We start from the raw sequence: 19261 nt of genomic DNA, 5'->3' as shown, positions 1-19261 counted from the left end.
TGCCCGGCGGACCCGCAATCTCAACGCGACTCCAACGCCTTCAACAACGCCGCATTGAACTGCTTCGGGTCCTGCACCTGCGGCGAATGGCCCAGCTCGGCGAACTCGACCAGCGTCGCACCGGGAATCGCCGCCGCCGCTGCCTTGCCCAGCACCGGATAGTTGCCCAGCGTTGCCTTCAGTTCCGGCGGCGCCAGGTCACGGCCGATCGCGGTGCGGTCCTTCTGGCCGATGAACAGCGTGGTCGGCACCTGCAGGTTCTTCAGCTCGTAGACCACCGGCTGGTTGAACACCATGTCCGAGGCCAGGGCCTGGCTCCACGCGACGGCCTGCTTGCCGGGGCCTTCGTACATGCCCGACTGCATCCTCGCCCAGGTTTCATAAACCGGCTTCCATTGGCTGTCGTAGTACACGTCCAGCTGGTAGCGGCGGATGCTGTCGTAGCTGGTTTTCATTTCGCCGGCGTACCACGTATCCACGCTGCGCCATGGCACGCCCAGCGCCTTCCAGTCTTCCAGTCCGATCGGGTTGACCAGTGACAGACTGCGCAGGTCCTGCGGGTACATCAGCGCATAGCGCACCGCCAGCATGCCGCCCATCGAATGGCCGACCAGATGCACCGGCATGTCCTCCAGTTGCAACTGCTGCAGCAGCGCATGGGTGTTGGCCGCCAGCTGCGCGAACGAGTACTGGTAGCGCTCGGGCTTGCTGGACTTGCAGAAGCCCACCTGGTCGGGCGCGATGACCCGGTAACCGGCGTTCAGCAGCGGCGCGATGGTCTGTTGCCAGGTGGCTGCGCAGAAATTCTTGCCGTGCAGCAGTACCACCACACCGATGGCGCGGCGCTTGGGCAGGACATCCAGATAGGCCATCTCCACAGGCTGCCGCTGTGATTCCAGCGCGAACGTCTTGACTGGATAGCCGTAGTCGAAACCCTCCAGCCGCGGCCCGTAAGTGGGCGCGGCCAGGGCCGGCAACGACAGGCAGGCAAGCAGGGCAGTGGCGATCACGCGCATGGGGTAATCCGGGGCGAGGGAGCCCCGAGCCTAACCGGAACGCGGTGATGGTGTCGTCCGACCGGCCAGGGACAACGGGGTAGAGTCGACTGGCAGTCGACTGCTCTTCGATCAGACCGCGAAAAACCCGCGCTGCGCGCGATAGTCGACTAACAGTTGACTCTACCTGTGGCCCGGCGCCATCGCGCCGAGCCCGGTCGAGCTCAGCACTCGATGACGTTCACCGCCAGGCCACCGCGGCTGGTTTCCTTGTACTTGTCCTGCATGTCGCGGCCGGTATCGCGCATGGTCTTGATCACCTTGTCCAGTGACACCTTGTGCTTGCCGTCGCCACGCATCGCCATGCGCGAGGCATTGATCGCCTTCACCGCACCCATCGCGTTGCGCTCGATGCACGGAATCTGCACCAGGCCGCCGATTGGGTCGCAGGTCAGGCCGAGGTTGTGCTCCATGCCGATTTCCGCAGCATTCTCGATCTGGCTGGGGTTGCCACCCAGCGCCGCCACCAGGCCACCGGCCGCCATCGAACAGGCTACGCCCACTTCGCCCTGGCAGCCGACTTCGGCGCCGGAGATCGAGGCGTTTTCCTTGTACAGGATGCCGATCGCCGCCGAGGTCAACAGGAAGTCGAACACGCGCTGCTCGTTCGCGCCCGGGCAGAAACGGTCGAAGTAATGCAGCACCGCAGGCAGTACGCCGGCTGCACCGTTGGTCGGTGCGGTCACTACGCGGCCACCGGCCGCGTTTTCCTCGTTCACCGCCAGCGCATACAGATTGACCCAGTCCAGCGTGGTCAGCGGATCGCGCATCGCCGCTTCCGGCTTCGACGACAGCTCGCGGTACAGCGCCGGTGCACGACGGCCCACCTTCAAGCCACCCGGCAGCACGCCTTCTTCGCGGATCCCGCGGCTGACGCACGACTGCATCGCGCTCCAGATCTCGCGCAGGTTGGCGCGGATCTCGTCTTCGCTGCGCCAGCACTTCTCGTTCTCGAACATCAGCTGGGCGATGCTCAGGCCGCTGCGCGCGGTCTGCGCCAGCAGCTCGTCGCCGCTCTTGAACGGGTAAGGCAGCGGGGTTTCGTCGGGCACGATGCGGTCATCAGCCGCGTCGTCCTGGTTGACCACGAAGCCACCGCCGACCGAGTAGTAATCGCGGGTGGCGAGCACTTCGTCGTCGGCGTTGTACGCGGTGAAGCGCATGCCGTTGGTGTGGTACGGCAGCTTCTGGCGCTTGTTCATGCCGAGGTCGCGCTTCTCGTCGAAGGCGATCTCGTGCTGGCCCATCAGCTGGATGCGCTTGCTGCTGCGGATGCGCTCCAGCGTCGCCGGGATGATGTCCGGGTCGATCAGGTTCGGCCGCTGCCCTTCCAGGCCGAGCAGGATCGCCTTGTCGGTACCATGGCCGCGGCCGGTCAGCGCCAGCGATCCGTAGACGTCGGCACGGATGCGCGCGACCTCGTGCAGGCGGCCCGGGTCGAGCAGCCAGCGGTGGATGAATCGCTCGGCGGCCTTCATCGGCCCGACGGTGTGCGAGGAGCTCGGGCCAATGCCGATCTTGAAAACGTCGAACGTGCTGACAGCCATGGTTGCCGTACTGCGGGTACCGGAAGAGACCGCTATTCTAGCGGTTCACGCCGCACTTCAATGGCTGCGGCGCAGCATTTCCACCACGGGAGCCCAACCGGTGTTGACCCTGATCCAGCGTGACGACTGCCACCTGTGCGACATGGCCCTGGCCGAACTGGCCAAAGCGCGGGCGCCGGAGTTCGAATCGGTATTCCTGGATGACCAGCCGGCGCTGGAATCGCGCTACGGCGCGCGGGTGCCGGTGCTGCGTGACGAGGGCGCTGACCGCGAGCTGGACTGGCCGTTCGACGCGGCCACGGTTCAGGCCTGGCTGGCTGCGGGTTGAATCCGCCGGGCATGGCCCGGCGCTACCCTGTGTCACCGTTCTGCGGTAGCGCCGGGCCATGCCCGGCGGCACACCCGTCTTATTTCGCGTCGAACTTCACGATCGTGCTGATCGCGGTTTCGTCCGGAATGGTCTTGGTGTCGGCCCAGTCGCCGCCGCCAACGCCGAAGTCGAGGCGCTTGACCGTGGCCTTGCCGGTCAGCACCGGCTGGGTGCCGGGCTTCCAGGTGAAGGTGAGGGTGACCGGCTTGCTGACGCCGCGCAGTTCCAGTGTGCCGTCGGCGGCGAACTGGTCGTTGCCCACCGCGCGGAAGCCCTTGGCGGTGTAGCGTGCGGTGGCGAACTTGCCGACGTTGAAGAAGTCAGCGGTCTGCAGGGTCGAGTCGCGATCACTGTTGCCACTCTTGGCGCCGGCCAGCGGGATCACCACGTCCAGCGAACCGGCGGCCGGATTGGCCGGGTCGAAGCTGAGCTTGGTGGCGAAGCCCGGGAAGCTGCCGGTGAACACTTCGCCGTCGTACTTGGTGGCGAACACCAGGATCGAGCCGGCGCCGGGCGCCTGCGCGTAGTCGGCGGCGAGCACCGGGGCGGTGGCCAGCATGCCGGCAAGGGCGGCGGCCACGGCGGCCGGAGTGGTCAGTTTCAGGTTCATCGATCAGTCCTTCTGAGGGGAGGCGAGCCAGCCGCGCGGCAACATGCGGGACAACGTTGCATCGCGCTGGAACAGGTGGTGGTAGAAGGCAGCGCCGGCATGGGCCAGCACCACCGCGATCAACAGCCAGAAGCCGTATTCGTGGATGGCATGGGACACCGCGACGACCTGCGGGTCCGGGCCACTCAGCTTCGGCACGTCAACCAGGCCGAACCAGCGGAACGGACGCAGGCCGCTGGCCGAGTCGTACAGCCAGCCCGACAGCGGGATGGCGAACATCAGCACGTAGAGCAGCACGTGGGTGGCACTGGCGATGCGTTCCTGCCAGCTGGGCACGCCCGGCACCGGCTTGGGCGCACCGGCATACACACGCCAGCCGAGGCGGAACAGCACCAGCGCCAATACGGTGATGCCGATCGACTTGTGCGCGGTGTAGACCCAGAAGTACTTGGGGGTCTTGGGCAGCTCGCCCATGGTCAGGCCGACCACGCCCAGGGCGAGGATCAGCAGTGCGATCAACCAATGCAGGATCTGGCTGACACTCCCCCAGGCGGCGGGGGTGTTCTTGGCGGTCATGAAAGGTCCTCTAGGGGGCCGTCTTGGGGTCGGAGTGCGGAACGGGAGCGGGAGTTCCCGGGGCGTCGCTGCGGTCGAGGGTGGCTTCAGCCTCGATCCTCAGCTGTACTGCATCACCGATGACGCCCGGCCAGGCGGTGATGCCGAACGCACGCCGGCTCAGCGTGGTGCTGGCGGAAAAACCGGCGGTGCGTCGGAACGGGGGCAGCGGGTAGCGCTTGATGGCGTTGAGGGTCACGTCCAGCGTGACCTCCTGGCTGACCCCGCGCAGGGTCAGGGTGCCGATCACGTGGGCGCGCTTGGCATCGATCGGTTCAACCCGGGTGGAGACGAAGCGCGCGCTCGGGAAGCGCTCGCCATCGAGCAGGCTGCGGGCCAGCGTGGCCTGGTTCCACTTGGCATCGCCAAGGTCCAATCGCGACACGGGGACTTCGACGTCGAGCGTAGCCTCGCGCCAGTTGTCGGGATCGAACTGCAGGCGGCCCTCACTGCCGGAGACCGTCCCCATCGCCTGCGAATAGCCGGCGTGGTCGATGGCGAACAGCACCCGCGTATGCACTGGGTCGAGGCGATAGGTGTCTGCGTCCGCCCAGGCGGGCGCGGTGGCGAGCAGCATCGGCAGCAGGGCCAGGCAGGGACGCATCGATGGCGGGCTCCGGAAGGGGGACGCTGCGATCATACGCATAGCCCCCTGCCAACGTTGCGTGCACGGCTGCAACAGTTCGTGGTGGTATTGCCTCTGGAAACAGGCTGTTGCAGCGATGGACCTGGCCCTGTGTGACAATCGGGACAGGACAGGGGGTTCAGGATGACGAGCGGCTGGCGCCTGTGGTGCCAAGGCATCGCGGGTACGGGGCTGCTGCTGATGGCGTTTGCCGTGGCAGCTGCCACCTTGGACATGGCGGAAACACCACGCCTGCGCCGCTTTGGTGCCGCCGAAGGCTTGCCGTCGCGCATGGTGCTGGCCCTGGCAGAGGATCGCCAGGGGCATATCTGGGCGGCTACCGACGGCGGCCTGGTGCGCTACGACGGGGGCGGCCTGAGGGTCTGGGAGCACGATCCGGATCAGCCGGGCTCGCTGCCCGGCAACGAGATCGAGACCCTGCTGGTCGATCCGCTGGATCGCGTATGGGTGGGTATCAACGGCAAGGGCGTGGCGCGCCTGGATGCCGATCGCGAGCGCTTCAAGACCTTCGACACGGTCAATGGCCCGTGCATGAGCCAGTTCTGGACCCTGGCCTATGCCGAGGATGCCCTCTGGATCGGTACCAGCGGCCATGGTGTCTGCCGTTTCGGCGAGGACGGCAGCCTGCGCTTCTTCCAGCATGATCCGGGGCATCCCGGTGGACTGCCCAGCAACACCATCTTCAGCAGCCTGGTCGATGCAAAGGGCCGTCTGTGGATCGGCACCGAAGCGGGGTTGGCGCGCTGGAACGGCAGCAGCTTCGAGGCGGTGGCCCCACGCGAGCTGGGTACGCTGAGCGTGCTGCGGCTGAGCCGGGATCCTGACGGCTCGATCTGGGTCGGCAGCCAGAACGAGGGCCTGTACCGCATCGATGCGCAGGACCGGGTCAGTCGTCCGCGCTGGGCCGACAGCGCCAGCCTGCGTTCGGCACTGGTGCTGGCCGATCGCCAGGGCGGCTACTGGGCCGGTACGTCCGATGGCCTGCTGCGCGGCGATGCCGGCACGCTGCGCCGGCTCGAGGGGGACCGTGGCAGCGGCTTCCTGACCGCGCAAAGCGGTGTGCTTGATCTGCTGCAGGACCATGAAGGGGGACTGTGGGTGGCGCTGCTGACCCAGGGCCTGGCCTACCTGCCGCCGGACTGGCGCCGGTTTTCGATCTGGAACCAGCTTGACGGCAAGCCGCTGGACAGCCAGTACCTGCTGAGTGCAGCCAGTGATGGCCGGAATTACTACGTCGGCTCAGCGCATGGCGTGTACCAGTTGGATGCTCAGGGCACGCTGCGCCTGCTGGCCAGCGATCGCGAGATCGGCAGCGGGGCGGTGTGGTCGGTGCTGCCGCGACCGGACGGGGGCCTGTGGCTGGGCCGCGCGGGCCGCATCAGCGTGTACGATCCGGCCACCCGTGCGCTGCACGACTGGCGCATCGATGGCGGCGCCGACCTGCGCCAGCGCATCGATCTGATGCGGCAGGCGCCGGATGGCACGGTCTGGCTGTCGGTGATGAACCTGGGCCTGCAGCAGCGCAGCGCCGACGGCCGGCTGCTGCGCAGTTTCCCGCTGGATGACATCCGTGGCACCGCCGATTCACCGATCGAGCAGATCCGTTTCGACGCCCATGGCCAGGCCTGGGTGATGGGCGACATGGGCCTCTGGCGCGAGCACGCGGGACGATTTGAAGCAGTGCCAGGTGTCTCGCGTGGGCTCATCTACGACCTGGTATGGATTGATCCGCAACAGTTGTGGCTGGCCCGGCAGGGCGCGCTCGAGCGCTACCAGTGGGATGGCATGAGCCTGCGCCTGATCCAGCGTGTTGATGGCGGTGCCGGTGTGCCCGCGGTCAGCATGGGCGGGCTGGCGCTGGCCGATGACGGCCGCCTGTGGGCAACCACGCCGCGCGGCCTGCTGCGCTGGGATCCCAAGGCGCGGCGCCTGCAGCAGTTCAACGAACGCGATGGCCTGTCCGATGCCGAGTTCACCAGCCGGCCGCCGGCGGTGAATGCCGATGGTCGTGTGCTGGCGGTGAGCCAGACCGGCCTGGTCGCATTCGATGTGAACTCGGTCGACGCGGTGCTGCCGCCTTCGTCGTTGGTGATTGCCGAGGTACGCGTGCGCCGTGACGATGCCCGCGGCTGGCAGCCGCTGCCTAACACCGGCACCCTGCTGCTGGGGCCGGATGATCGTGATCTGCAGATCGATGCACGGTTGCTGTCCTATGCCAACCCGCAGGGCAACCGCTATCGCTTCCGGGTGCGCGGCTACGACCAGAACTGGGTCGAGCAGGGCGGCGACGGCCAGCGTACGCTCTCGCGGTTGCCCACCGGCAGTTATGTCATCGAAGTGCAGGCGGCGACCGCCAGCGGCGCATGGACACCATCACAGCGACTGCAGGTGAAGGTGCTGCCGCCGTGGTGGCGCAGCGGCATGGCGATCTTCGGCTATATCCTGCTTGGTTCGTTGCTGCTGGTGACCCTGGTGTGGTCGATCCGGGCGCGCCTGCGTCGCCGCCAGCAGTGGCAGCTGACCGTGCACAAGCAGCAGCTGGCCGAGCAGGCGTCGCAGGCCAAGAGCCGTTTCCTGGCCACACTGGGCCACGAAGTGCGCACACCGATGACGGGCGTGCTGGGCATGAGCGAGCTGCTGCTGGCCACGCCGCTGGACCCGGTGCAGCGCAGTTACGCCGGCTCGATCCAGCAGGCGGGCAGCCACCTGTTGCGGCTGGTCAACGACGCGCTGGACCTGGCCCGCATCGAGGCTGGGCGGCTGGAGCTGGACCTGCGTCCGTTCGACCTGGCCGGCCTGCTCGACCAGGTGCAGGCCCTGATGCAGCCGATGGCACGGCAGCGTCAGCTGGCTTTCCAGCGGGGCGACGATCCGCCCGGGCCGATCAGCGTCAGCGGTGATGAGATGCGCGTGCGCCAGATCCTGCTCAACCTGCTGGGCAATGCGATCAAGTTCACTGAACGTGGCCACGTTGGCCTGGCCGTGCGCCTGGATGACAACGGTGCTGGCCTCTGCTTCGAGGTGCACGACAGTGGTCCGGGTATCAATGCCGAGCAGCAGGAGCGCTTGTTCCATCGCTTCGAGCAGGCCGAGGGGCCGCGCACGGCGTCGCGCTATGGTGGCAGCGGCCTGGGCCTGGCGATCTGCCAGGAACTGGCGGTGGCGATGGGCGGGCGCATCGAAGTGGACAGCCAGCCGGGCAAGGGCGCGCGCTTCCAGGTGCGCCTGCCGTTGCCGTGGACCCGGCAGGCGGCCAACGCGCAGGGCGACTCTCCGGCGATGCCGGTACTGCCGCCCTTGCGCATCCTGCTGGTCGAAGACGATGCCACCGTGGCCGAGGTCATCGCCGGCCTGCTGCGTGGCCGTGGCCACGAGGTGGTGCATGTGCTGCATGGGCTGGGAGCCTTGTCCGAGATCGCTACCGATGGCTTCGATGTCGGCCTGCTCGACCTCGACCTGCCTGCCCTGGATGGAACCGCGATCGCCCGCCAGCTGCGCACCATGGGCTATGAACTACCGCTGGTGGCGGTTACCGCACGCTCCGACGCCTATGCCGAAAGCCAGGTGCTTGCGGCCGGTTTCGATGGTTTCCTGCGCAAGCCGGTCACCGGCGACCTGCTGGTGACCGCGATTGCCCAGGCTCGCGCAAAACGACAGGTCCCACATTGAAAGCGTCGGTGCCGGACGCGAACGGCGTGACTTTCGGTTTACCATGCCGACGCCCGCAGCGCGGGAATCCATCAGAAGCAGCGTGAGGAGGCAATCGGTGGTGTATCTGCGGGCGGCGATGCTGCTGCTGGTCCTCCTGTGCTGCCTGTCGCCTGCTGCGGCGCAGCCGGTGCCGCCGAGCCCGCGCCAGGTCACCGTGTTCGATGGCCTGCCATCCAATACCGTCAACCGCATGGCCGAGGACCGCTACGGCTACCTGTGGATCGCCACCAACGACGGTCTGGCCCGCTACGACGGCCGCAACTACCGGATCTGGCGCTCGGAAGACGGGCTGCGCGACAACCGCATCTGGACGGTGCTGGTGGATGCGCGCAACCAACTCTGGATCGGTACCGAGAACGCCGGCCTGGTGCGGATGTCGGCCGACCGCCGGCAACTGCATTTCTACGACCGCAGCAGCCAGCCGCTGATGGGCACCAACACCATCTGGAGCCTGGCAACCACGCCTGACGGCTCGATCTGGTTCGGTACCCACGAAGGCGGCCTGTACCGCCTGGACAGCCAGGACCGCCTGCAGCGCTTCCTGCCGGAGGCGAACAATCCGCGCAGCCTGCCTGCTGCGTCGGTGCCGTACCTGGTCACGCTGGCCGATGGCAGCCTGTGGGTTGGTACCAAGCATGGCGTGGCGCGCTGGACCGGCACCGATTTCGAGCGCATCGGCGCCGACGTGATTCCCAGCCTGCTGATCAACGGCCTGACCAGCGAACCCGATGGCAGCCTGTGGATCAGCACGATGGCCGGCGCCACCGTGCGTCGTCCCGATGGTCGTTTCGAAACATTGCCGTGGAAGCTGCCGCAGGGCGAACAGGTGCTCGGCATGATGCTGCGCGACGAGCAGGGCGGGCATTGGCTGGATACCCGCAGTGGCCTGGGCCGGGCCGTGGACGGCCAGTACCAGACCGTTCCGCTGTACAGCGCGGTTGCGCGCGGCCCGGTACGGCCGAACTGGACCGGCGCCTACGAGGACCGCGAAGGCGGCATCTGGCTGGCCAGCACCAATGCAGGCCTGTGGCACCTGCTGCCGCGCTGGTGGCAGTTCTCGGTGCTGTCGCGGCTGGAGGACGATGCCAGTTCGCTGCGCAATGCTTTCGTGCTCGGGACCAGTCCCTCCAGCAATGGCGGCATCTGGACGGTGGGCAGCCACGGCGCGCTGGACCGTTTCGACCCGAAGACCGGCAGGATCGAGCAGCACCGCACCTGGGTCAATGGCATGTACTGGCTGACCTCGGTGCGCGAGGACCGGCGTGGCCAGGTCTGGATCGGCTCGACCGACGCGCTGATGCGCTACGACCCCAAGCGTCGCGACCTGCGCCGGTGGGGCCGTGACGCTGGCGCCGACGCGACCATGGAAGGGGTCATCGAATCGATGATGACCTGCGATGGCGACAGCCTCTGGCTGATGCTGCCGGCCGGCCTGCAGCAGCGTGATCTGGATGGGCGCCTGCGCCGGCAGCTGGACAATGGCCAGCGTGGATTGCAGCAGGGGCAACTCAACCTCGACGTGGAATGCGGCCCGCAGGACCACATCTGGCTGGCCAGCAGCCGTGGCCTGCTGCAGTGGTTGCCGGAGAGCGAACGATTCCAGCCGGTGCCCGGTGCACCGGCCACGGCGATCCACGCACTGCACGTGGGCCGCGATGGCCAGGTCTGGCTGTCCGAAGACGGGCGTCTGTCGCGTTATCGCTGGAGCCAGGGGCGCCTGGAACGGCAGGCTGTGATCGGTGCCGAGCAGGGCTATCCGGCGATCTCCGCCTCTGGCCTGGTGGTCGACGCGCAGGGCGTGGCCTGGGCAACCAGTGCACGTGGGCTGGTGCGGGTGGGTGCCGATGGCCAGAGCGTGCGTCTGTATGGCGTGCACGACGGCCTGCCCAGCCAGGAATTCCGCGAGCACACACTGACGACCTCGGGCGACGGGCACCTGGTGGCGGGCACGCCGGCCGGCGTGGTGGTGTTCGACCCGGAACAGGTGCGGCCGTCGGTGCGGCGTGCACCGCTGGTGATCGAGCGTGTCGAGGTGCGCCGCAACGAGCAGGTGCTGGACCTGACCCATGACACCCCGTTGCAGATTGCCGATGGCGACCGCGACCTGCGCATCGTCGCGCGCCTGCTGTCGTTTGCGGATTCGGCCTCCAACACCTATCGCTACCGGCTGGCCGGCTACGACCCGGATTGGGTTGAAGTGGGGCCGGCCGGTGAGCGCCTGTTCTCGCGGCTGCCACCGGGCAGCTATCGCCTGGAAGTGCAGGCGCGCTCGGCCGACCATGTCTGGTCTCGGGTGCAGAGCCTGGAGTTTCGCGTGCAGCCGCCGTGGTGGCGCAGCCTGTCCGGGTTGCTGGTGCTGGCGTCGATCGCACTGCTGCTGACCAGCTGGTTCGCCTGGCTGTATCGCCGCCGCCTGCAGCGTCGCCATGCCTACCAGCTGGCGCTGCACAAGCAGGAGCTGGCCGAACAGGCCTCCGCCGCCAAGACCCGTTTCCTGGCCAACCTCGGCCATGAGATCCGCACGCCGATGACCGGTGTGCTGGGCATGAGCGAACTGCTGCTGGCCTCGCCGCTGGATCCGCAGCAGCGCGGCTACACGCAGTCGATCCGCCACGCCGGTGAACACCTGCTGCATCTGGTCAATGATGCGCTGGACCTGGCGCGGATCGAATCGGGCAGGCTGGAACTGCAGTCCAAGCCGTTCGCGTTGAGTCGCCTGCTGCAGGACCTGGCCGCGTTGATGGGACCGCTGGCCGCGCAGAAGGGCCTGCGCTTCACCCTGGACAACCAGTTGCCACCGGGGCTGCAGGCGACCGGTGATGCGATGCGGGTCCGCCAGATCCTGCTCAACCTGCTGTCGAACGCGGTGAAGTTCACCAGCCGCGGCACCATCACCCTGCACGCGCGCAGCGATGGCGAACTGCGCGCGCTGCACTTCGAGGTACGCGATACCGGTCCGGGCATCAGCCAGGAACAACAGCAACGCCTGTTCCGCCGCTTCGAGCAGGCCGATGGTGCGCGCACCGCCGCGCAGTACGGCGGCAGCGGCCTGGGCCTGGCAATCTGCCGCGAGCTGGCGCAGGCCATGCAGGGCCGGATCCAGGTCGAGAGCCAGCTGGGGCGGGGCACCTGTTTCGGCGTGACCCTGCCGTTGCCGCTGGTGGTCGACGCCGACGCCGAAGCCGCTGGCGAAGCGCACCGCGAGGAAGCGGCGAACATGCCGCCGTTGCGGGTGCTGCTGGTGGAGGACGACGCCACCGTGGCCGACGTGGTGCGCGGACTGTTGAGCGCGCGTGGGCATGACGTGGTACATGCCGGCCACGCGCTGGCGGCGTTGCGCGAGATCAGTGCCGGTGACTTCGACGTCGGCCTGCTGGACCTGGACCTGCCGGGACTGAGTGGTTTCGAGCTGGCCCAGCACCTGCGCAACCAGGGCTACATGCTGCCGCTGCTGGCGGTGACCGCGCGTACCGACCCGGACCTGCAGCAGCAGGTGGAAGCGGCCGGTATCGGTGGCTTCCTGCGCAAGCCGGTGACCGGGGAGCTGCTGGTGGAAGCGATTGCCAGGATCATGGGACGGTAGAGGGTTCGGCAGGGCCTGCGGCCCTGCACCCGCCGGATCAACGTCAACGTCAAAAGCGTGCATTCCATGCGATGGCGGGGTGGGTCCGGTGGCGGGAGACGCCGTAAACCCGTCCATGAAGTGACCCCCGGAACTTGGCCGCGGCATCCATGCAGCGGACACTCCCGCAACCGGACCCTCTCCGCCTTCGACAGTTTTCCGCGATCTGTCGGAGCACGGGGTCGGATCCCGTTGGCGCGCAACGGGCTCTGACCCCAATCTGGAATTCGATATCTGACAGATGTGTCGACCAAGGTCGACACCTACCAACAACCGCGCGTTCCAACAGTCGCCGTTACCCACAGCCGCGTGAACCTGTCAGAGGTGGGGCGGTGTGGGCTTGCAGGACCGTTGGCGCCATGGATGGCGCCATCGAGCCCCCATGGACGGGTTTACGGCGTGTCCTGCAAGCCCACACCGCCCCGCCATCCCACGGAATGCTCGCTGTTGCTGTTGCTGTTGCTTCGGGTTGGGCCTCTGCGGGCGCAGGGTGCAACCCTGCCGAACCCCCTCACTCCGCGACGTGCTCGACCTGCCGTGGCTCCGGCTTGGTATCGGGCAGCTGCCAGAAGATCATCGTCGAGGTCAGGGTGATCGCACCCACGCACAGGAAGGTGGCGTGCAGCGCCGACGTCGCACTGTCGCTGTCCAGGTGACTGCCGAACGCGGCCAGCAGGCTGCCGGCGGCGGCGGCACCGAAACCGGCTGCGAGCATCATCACCATCGACAGCAGGCTGTTGCCGGAACTGGCGAATTCGCGGTCCAGATCACGCAGGGTCACGGTGTTCATCACGGTGAACTGCAGCGAATTGACCGCGCCGAAGAAGGCCAGCTGCAGCAGGCGCCAGGCCAGGTGCTGGCCGGGCGTCATCAGGATGAAGCTGGCCATCGCCAGGCCCACCAGCACGGTGTTGACCATCAGCACGCGGCGGTAGCCGTAGCGCTCGACCAGCTTCACCGCCAGCTTCTTTGAGACCATGCCGGCGGCCGCCACCGGCACCATCATCAGTCCTGCGTTCATCGGGCCGAGGCCGAGGCCGACCTGCAGCAGCAACGGGATCAGCATCGGCATGGCGCTGCTGCCGATGCGTGAGAACAGATTGCCAAGGATGCCGATGCGGTAGCTGGGCACGCGGAACAGCGCCAGCGAGAACAACGGCGCGGTCGAGTTGGCGGCGTGCAGCCAGTAACCCACCAGCGCCGCCAGGCCGGCCACGGTCATCAGCATCACCAACGCGTGTGGCGTACCGAGCCCGGAGATGCCGTCCAGCGCCAGCGACAGCACCACCATCGCGAAGGCCAGCATGATGTAGCCGCGCAGGTCGAAACGGGTGCGATGGCTGGCGTAGTGGTCGGGCATGATCTTCATCGCGGCGATGAAACCGATCACGCCGATCGGCAGGTTGATCAGGAACACCCAGTGCCACGATGCGATCTCGACCAGCCAGCCACCCAACGTCGGGCCGATCAACGGGCCGACCAGCGCGGGGATGGCGATGAAGCTCATCGCGCGCAGGAAGTCCTCGCGTGGCACCGAACGCATCACTGCCAAGCGGCCGACCGGCAGCAGCATTGCACCGCCGATACCCTGCAGCACACGTGCCCCAACCAGCTGGTGCAGGTGCTGGGCCAGCGCGCAGGCCAGCGAGCCGAGGGTGAACAGGATGATCGCTACCAGGAAGGTACGACGCGTGCCGTAGCGGTCGGCAATCCAGCCGGAGGCAGGGATGAAAGTGGCCACCGCCAGCGCGTAGCTGAACACCACCGACTGCATCTGCAGCGGGCTTTCGCCCAGGCTGGCCGCCATCGCCGGCAAGGCCGTGTTGACGATGGTCGAGTCCAGCATCTGCATGAAGATCGCCAACGAAACCAGCCACAGCAAGGGGCGCTGGCGGGTGTAGGTCGATGGCGATGTGGACATGGGGTGTGGCCGGTGCAGCGTGGGGGACGCCATGATCGCGCACCGCGGGTCACGGCGCGATCAACATCGCGCCGCAACCGCATGCGCAATGCTCAGCGCTGGCTGTGCGCGTGCACCGCGTCGACCAGCACCTGCACGTGCGCCGGGTCCATGTCCGGCGACATGCCGTGGCCGAGGTTGAACACATGGCCCTCGCGCGAGCCGCCATTGCCGGCGGCATAGGTGTCGAGCACGCGTGCTGCTGCGGCGGCGATCGCATCCGGCGAGGCGTACAGCGTGGTCGGGTCGAGGTTGCCCTGCAGGGCGACGCGGCCACCGGTGCGGCGCATCGCTTCGTCCAGGTCCAGCGTCCAGTCCAGGCCCAGTGCATCGGCACCGGTCTGCGACAGCGCCTCCAGGTGCAGGCCGGTACCCTTGCCGAACAGGATCAGCGGCGTGCGCTCGTTGCCTTCGCCGCGCTCCAGGCCCTCGGCGATGCGCTGCAGGTAGCGCAGCGAGAACTCGCGATACATCGACGGCGACAGCACGCCGCCCCAGGTATCGAACACCTGCAGTGCCTGTGCACCGGCCGCGCGCTGCGCGCCGAGGTAGGCGATCACCGCCTCGGTGGTGACTTCCAGCAGGCGGTGCAGGGCCTGCGGATGGTTCAGTGCCATCGCCTTGATGCGCGCGAAATCCTTGCTGCCGCCGCCTTCCACCATGTAGCAGGCCAGCGTCCAGGGGCTGCCGGAGAAGCCGATCAGCGGTACCTGGCCGTCCAGTTCGCGGCGGATCAGACGCACTGCGTCCATCACGTAACCCAGGTCCTGTTCCATGTCCGGCACCGCCAGTTTGGCGATGGCGGCTTCATCACGCACCGGGTGGCGGAACTTCGGGCCTTCGCCTTCGACGAAGTACAGCTCCAGGCCCATCGCATCGGGAATGGTGAGGATGTCCGAGAACAGGATCGCAGCGTCCAGCGGGAAGCGGCGCAGCGGCTGCAGGGTGACTTCGCAGGCGATCTCCGGGTTCTTGGCCATGGCCAGGAAGCTGCCGGCCTTGGCCCGGGTCGCGCGGTACTCCGGCAGGTAGCGGCCGGCCTGGCGCATCAGCCAGACGGGGGTGCAGTCCACCGGTTCGCGGCGCAGGGCGCGCAGCAGGCGATCGTTGCGGAGAGGGCTGGTCACGATGGGCATTCCTTGGGCGAAAGTTGGCAGCGGCGTCAGTCGCCGTGCGGAAGAATCTGGAAGCCGCGATGCAGTTCGGCATCACGGGCCTTCTCGAAAGCGTGGCGGGCTTCATCGGCCTGCAGGTACAGCTCGCGCCGCAGCTGCGAGCGACCACCGGCGCGACCGCTCTCGCGCAGCAGCTCCCAGCCGCCGAACAGGTCCGGCTGCAGGCTCAGGCGCAGGAAGCGCGGTGCCTGCGCACCGGCGTCGGGATGTTGCAGGTAAACGTGCATGGCGCCGATTGTAGCGGGGCCAGGGTGACCCCGGCCGCAACGCGGTCGTGCCGGCCGTTGGCCGGCAACTTCATGAAACCTCCCCGGTAGCGCCGGGCCATGCCCGGCGAACACGGAAACGGTCAGGCCGCGCCCAGCACCTTCAGCACCGCCGCCTCGTCCACGTCCGGCACCACTTCAGCACGGCCGATGCCGCGCCACAGCACCAGGCGCAGGCGGCCGGCCACGTTCTTCTTGTCCAGCCGCATGCGGCCGAGCAGGGCCTGCGGGTCCAGTCCGGCCGGGATCGCCACCGGCAGGCCGAGGCGTTCCAGCAGCATCTGCAGGCGTGCACGGTCGGCATCCTCGGCCAGGCCCAGGTCGGTGGACAGCTTCGCCGCCAGCACCATGCCCACCGCCACCGCCTCGCCATGGTTCAGTGCATCGCGGCCGGGAGCGGAGTAGCCCTGTTCGGTCTCGATGGCGTGGCCGAAGGTGTGGCCAAGGTTGAGAAGGGCGCGCTCGCCTTTCTCGAACGGATCGCGCTCGACGATGGCGGCCTTGTGCCGGCAGCTGCGCGCGATGGCCTCGGCCAGCACTGCATCCTCGCCGGCCAGCAGCGCATCGGCGTGCTGCTGCAGCCATTCGAAGAACACCGCGTCGCCCAGTGCACCGTACTTCACCACTTCGGCCAGGCCAGCGCGCAGTTCGCGCGACGGCAGGGTGGCCAGCACGAGGGTATCGGCGATCACCGCGCGGGGGGGATGGAACGCGCCGACCAGGTTCTTGCCGGCTGGAATGTCGACCGCGGTCTTGCCGCCCACCGACGAATCGACCATCGCCAGCAGGGTGGTCGGCAGTTGCACGCAGTCCACGCCGCGCATCCAGCAGGCGGCGGCGAATCCGGCGAGGTCACCAACCACGCCGCCGCCGAGGGCGAACACGCAGGCATCTCGGGTGGCGCCGAGCGCGGCCAGCGCTTCGATCGTGCGGCCGAATTCGGCCAGGGTCTTGGAGGCTTCGCCGGCGGCCAGCACGTGCTCGCCGACGATCAGGTCGGGGCGTGCGGCCAGCAGCGTCTGCTTCACGGCGGCCAGGTAGCGTGGAGCCACTTCGCTGTCGCTGAGCAAAAGCACATGGCGGCCGCGCACATGCGAGGCCAGCGCGGTGCCGTCGGCCTGCGCGCCAGCGCCGATGGTGATGGAGTAGGGGCGGTCGCCGCCAACGGCGACCTGCAACAGGGCGGGGGAAGTCATGCGGTCAGGTCCTGGCGCTGCCATTGCGTGGCCAGCTTGACCACCAGCTGGGCGGTCGCATCGGCAGCGGTGTACGGGTCGGTATCGAGGATGAGGTCGGCCAGCTCGCGGTACAGCGGGTCGCGGTGTGCGGCCAGATCGTGCAGCACCTGCTCGCGGTCAGGGCGCTGCAGCAGCGGCCGGCCCTTGTCGCGGGCCAGGCGCTCCAGCTGTTCGGCCACGCTGACCCGGAGGTAGACCACGAAGCCGCGCCGGGCGATCAGTGCACGGTTGTCCGGATCCAGTACGGCGCCGCCACCGGTGGAGACCAGCTGGCCACGGCCTTCCAGTACGCGAGCAAGCGCCTCACGCTCATGGCTGCGGAAGCCGGTTTCGCCCGAGTGCTCGAAGATCGTCGGGATGCTGGCGCCGGCGGCATCGACGATGGCCTGGTCGACATCGACGAAGTCCAGCGTGAAGCGCTCGGCCAGGCGGCGGCCGATGCAGGTTTTACCGGCGCCCATCGGGCCGATCAGGATCAGGTTCGGAGCAGGATTCATGCCCTCTGATCCTAACACCTCCGTGCCTTGGCCTTTACGTTCTTCACGTCAAGCTGGGCGTTACTGCGGGGCTCTCCCGCGCCTGACGGAGCAGCAGTCATGACGGTCGCCAAGGTCATCGAAATCAATGCGTCCTCGCCCAAGAGCGTGGAGGATGCCGTGCGCAGTGGCTTGAAGAAGGTATCCGGGACGGTCAAGGGCATCCAGGGCGCCTGGATCAACGAAACCAAGGTGGTGACCGATGGCAACGGCGAAATCACCGAATGGCGGGTCAATCTGCGGGTGACGTTCCTGGTGGAATAGGCGCCCTCAGCGCACCGCCTGCACCTGGCGCTGGCCGTCCAGCACCACCACGTGGTCGGCCAGGCCGGGCAGGGCATGCAGTGCCTGCCGGCTGACCCGCTCGTAATACTGCACGAAGCGCTCCAGCTGCGGCCGGCTCATGCCGTGCCGGCCCGGCTGCGCCGCCTGCAGGTTCTGCTCCTGCTGCCAGCGCCAGCGCGGCACCACCGAAAAATCCGGCGGCTGCAGGAACCACAGGCGGTCGCAGCGCTGCCACAACGCCGGGTAGTCGCGGGCCAGTGCCTGGTTGCACCAGCGGCGCCAACGACCATCGGCGTCGGCCTCGCGTTCCAGCGCGTTCAACGGGCTGTCCAGTGCGTTGTCATCCTGCGCCGGTGTGCCGAGGAACCAGCCTTCGAACACCAGCAGGTCCAATGGCTGCTGCAGCTGCGGCCACTGAGCCTCGGGCAGGCGCTCGTCGGCGAGCTTGTCGAAGCGCGGCATCGCGAAGGGCTGGCGTGCGGCCACCGCGTCCAGTACGGCGTGGGCCAGCGGCAGGTCGTGGGTGCCGGGCGGGCCGCGGGTGATCAGCAATGGGTGCACCTGGCGGGCCAGCCGTTGGCGCTGTGCGCGGGTCAGGTAGACATCATCGATCGACAGCGTGGCCGCGTTCAGGCCACGTGCCTGGGCGCGCGCCACCACCTGCGCGGCCAGCGTCGATTTGCCGCTCCCCTGCAGACCGCTGATCGCCAATACTGGAACTGCTGCATCGCTGGCCAGCGCATCGTCCAGCGCCTGTTCGGCCAATGTTTCGGGGAATCCTTTCACCTGGGGCATATACGCAGCAGCGACCATGCAGCCACAATAGCCCAATCCGTGTGAGAAGAACGCAATCATGAGCGACCTGTACGCCGAAGCCCTGTCCACGTTTGCCGGCCTGTTCGAGGAGGCCAAGCAGAGCCGCGAGGTCGAGCCGAATGCGATGACCGTGGCCACCGCCGATACGCAGGGCCGTCCCTCGGCGCGTACCGTGCTGCTGAAGGCCTTCGACGAGCGTGGCTTTGTCTTCTACACCCATCTGGACAGCCACAAGGGCCAGGAACTTCAGGCCAATCCGCAGGCCGCACTGCTGTTCCTGTGGCGCAGCCTGCGCGAGGCCGGCATCCAGGTGCGCATCGAAGGCCGTGTCGAGCAGGTCGCTGATGCCGAGGCTGATGCCTACTTCGCCAGCCGCCCGCGCTTGAGCCAGGTCGGCGCCTGGGCCTCGCAGCAGTCGAAGACGCTGTCGACGCGCGAGGAATTCGACGCACGCGTGGCCGAGATCGAAGCCCGCTTCGAAGGCAAGGACGTGCCGCGCCCGGATGGCTGGAGCGGCCTGCGCGTGGTGCCCGACCGCATCGAGTTCTGGTACGGCGCGCAATTCCGCCTGCATGAGCGCTGGTGCTATGAGGCCGGGGCTGAAGGGCGCTGGAGCAAGCGCCTGCTGTATCCGTAAGGCTGCCCGATGCAACGCCTGCTGGTTGTTGGAGGCCTGTTGTAGAGCCGAGCCCACGCTCGGCTGCTTCTTCGAGAGCATCAGCTGAGCGCGGGCTCGGCTCTACAGAAGTCCACGCTTTTTGCGAGTGGACTGGTCAGCTTCATGTATGAGCAGGTAGCTGGCGGGCACA

General features: G+C 67.7%; 16 protein-coding genes. 5 read left to right on the top strand and 11 right to left on the bottom strand.

Going from position 1 to position 19261, the window contains the following annotated elements:
• Nucleotides 1–20: 20 nt before the first annotated feature.
• Nucleotides 21–1016 (bottom strand): alpha/beta fold hydrolase, encoded by a 996-nt coding sequence (locus tag SMAL_RS15500; protein ID WP_012511854.1) that lies wholly within the window; start codon nt 1014–1016, stop codon nt 21–23.
• Nucleotides 1017–1219: 203 nt separating this feature from the next.
• Nucleotides 1220–2602, bottom strand: coding sequence for an L-serine ammonia-lyase (locus tag SMAL_RS15495; protein WP_006384709.1), 1383 nt, complete (start codon nt 2600–2602; stop codon nt 1220–1222).
• A gap of 100 nt (nt 2603–2702) precedes the next feature.
• Here SMAL_RS15495 and SMAL_RS15490 point away from each other — a divergent pair, with 100 nt between their 5' ends.
• Complete coding sequence (locus SMAL_RS15490; RefSeq protein ID WP_012511853.1) at nt 2703–2930, top strand: glutaredoxin family protein; 228 nt, start codon at nt 2703–2705, stop codon at nt 2928–2930.
• Nucleotides 2931–3009: 79 nt separating this feature from the next.
• Here SMAL_RS15490 and SMAL_RS15485 read toward each other — a convergent pair whose 3' ends face one another.
• From SMAL_RS15485 to SMAL_RS15475, 3 genes are read right to left on the bottom strand one after another with little or no spacing between them, the layout of a single operon-like run.
• Nucleotides 3010–3582 (bottom strand): YceI family protein, encoded by a 573-nt coding sequence (locus SMAL_RS15485; RefSeq protein ID WP_006384701.1) that lies wholly within the window; start codon nt 3580–3582, stop codon nt 3010–3012.
• Nucleotides 3583–3585: 3 nt separating this feature from the next.
• Entirely contained in the window at nt 3586–4158 is a 573-nt protein-coding gene (locus tag SMAL_RS15480) for a cytochrome b (protein ID WP_006384699.1), read from the bottom strand.
• A gap of 10 nt (nt 4159–4168) precedes the next feature.
• Complete coding sequence (locus SMAL_RS15475) at nt 4169–4801, bottom strand: YceI family protein (protein WP_012511852.1); 633 nt, start codon at nt 4799–4801, stop codon at nt 4169–4171.
• Nucleotides 4802–4966: 165 nt separating this feature from the next.
• On the opposite strand from SMAL_RS15475, the gene SMAL_RS15470 reads away from it, so the two are divergent.
• Together SMAL_RS15470 and SMAL_RS15465 are read left to right on the top strand one after the other, a co-directional pair.
• Nucleotides 4967–8512 (top strand): hybrid sensor histidine kinase/response regulator, encoded by a 3546-nt coding sequence (locus SMAL_RS15470; RefSeq protein ID WP_012511851.1) that lies wholly within the window; start codon nt 4967–4969, stop codon nt 8510–8512.
• A 97-nt stretch (nt 8513–8609) separates the two neighbouring features.
• Nucleotides 8610–12137 (top strand): hybrid sensor histidine kinase/response regulator, encoded by a 3528-nt coding sequence (locus SMAL_RS15465; RefSeq protein ID WP_012511850.1) that lies wholly within the window; start codon nt 8610–8612, stop codon nt 12135–12137.
• A gap of 550 nt (nt 12138–12687) precedes the next feature.
• Here the strand turns inward: SMAL_RS15465 and mdtD are convergent.
• The 5 genes from mdtD to SMAL_RS15440 all read right to left on the bottom strand — a co-directional run bounded on the left by mdtD (nt 12688) and on the right by SMAL_RS15440 (nt 17312).
• On the bottom strand, nt 12688–14097 hold the full coding sequence (mdtD, locus tag SMAL_RS15460) for a multidrug transporter subunit MdtD (RefSeq protein WP_012511849.1): 1410 nt from the start codon (nt 14095–14097) through the stop codon (nt 12688–12690).
• 92 nt (nt 14098–14189) lie between these two features.
• Nucleotides 14190–15272: a uroporphyrinogen decarboxylase gene (gene hemE / locus SMAL_RS15455; protein WP_012511848.1), complete on the bottom strand. Its 1083-nt coding sequence runs from the start codon at nt 15270–15272 to the stop codon at nt 14190–14192.
• A 26-nt stretch (nt 15273–15298) separates the two neighbouring features.
• Entirely contained in the window at nt 15299–15538 is a 240-nt protein-coding gene (locus SMAL_RS15450) for a WGR domain-containing protein (protein WP_012511847.1), read from the bottom strand.
• A gap of 122 nt (nt 15539–15660) precedes the next feature.
• Nucleotides 15661–16773 carry a 3-dehydroquinate synthase gene (gene aroB / locus SMAL_RS15445; RefSeq protein WP_006384265.1) on the bottom strand — a complete coding sequence of 371 codons (1113 nt, stop codon included), beginning with the start codon at nt 16771–16773 and terminating at the stop codon, nt 15661–15663.
• Nucleotides 16770–17312, bottom strand: a complete 543-nt coding sequence (locus SMAL_RS15440; protein WP_006384262.1) for a shikimate kinase — start codon at nt 17310–17312, stop codon at nt 16770–16772. Before SMAL_RS15440 ends, aroB begins: the two co-directional genes overlap by 4 nt.
• A gap of 99 nt (nt 17313–17411) precedes the next feature.
• Between SMAL_RS15440 and SMAL_RS15435 the strand changes: the two genes are divergently transcribed.
• Nucleotides 17412–17615 carry a dodecin family protein gene (locus SMAL_RS15435; RefSeq protein ID WP_012511846.1) on the top strand — a complete coding sequence of 68 codons (204 nt, stop codon included), beginning with the start codon at nt 17412–17414 and terminating at the stop codon, nt 17613–17615.
• A 6-nt stretch (nt 17616–17621) separates the two neighbouring features.
• On the opposite strand, the gene SMAL_RS15430 is transcribed toward SMAL_RS15435, so the two are convergent.
• Nucleotides 17622–18449, bottom strand: a complete 828-nt coding sequence (locus SMAL_RS15430; RefSeq protein WP_041864575.1) for a kinase — start codon at nt 18447–18449, stop codon at nt 17622–17624.
• 40 nt (nt 18450–18489) lie between these two features.
• On the opposite strand from SMAL_RS15430, the gene pdxH reads away from it, so the two are divergent.
• Nucleotides 18490–19089, top strand: a complete 600-nt coding sequence (gene pdxH, locus SMAL_RS15425) for a pyridoxamine 5'-phosphate oxidase (RefSeq protein ID WP_012511844.1) — start codon at nt 18490–18492, stop codon at nt 19087–19089.
• Nucleotides 19090–19261 lie beyond the last annotated feature (172 nt).

The sequence above is a fragment of the Stenotrophomonas maltophilia R551-3 genome (genome assembly GCF_000020665.1).
GTDB classification, from domain to species: domain Bacteria; phylum Pseudomonadota; class Gammaproteobacteria; order Xanthomonadales; family Xanthomonadaceae; genus Stenotrophomonas; species Stenotrophomonas maltophilia_L.
The sequence above is the reverse complement of the archived record's forward strand: the minus strand, read 5'-3'. Positions and strand labels throughout refer to the sequence as shown.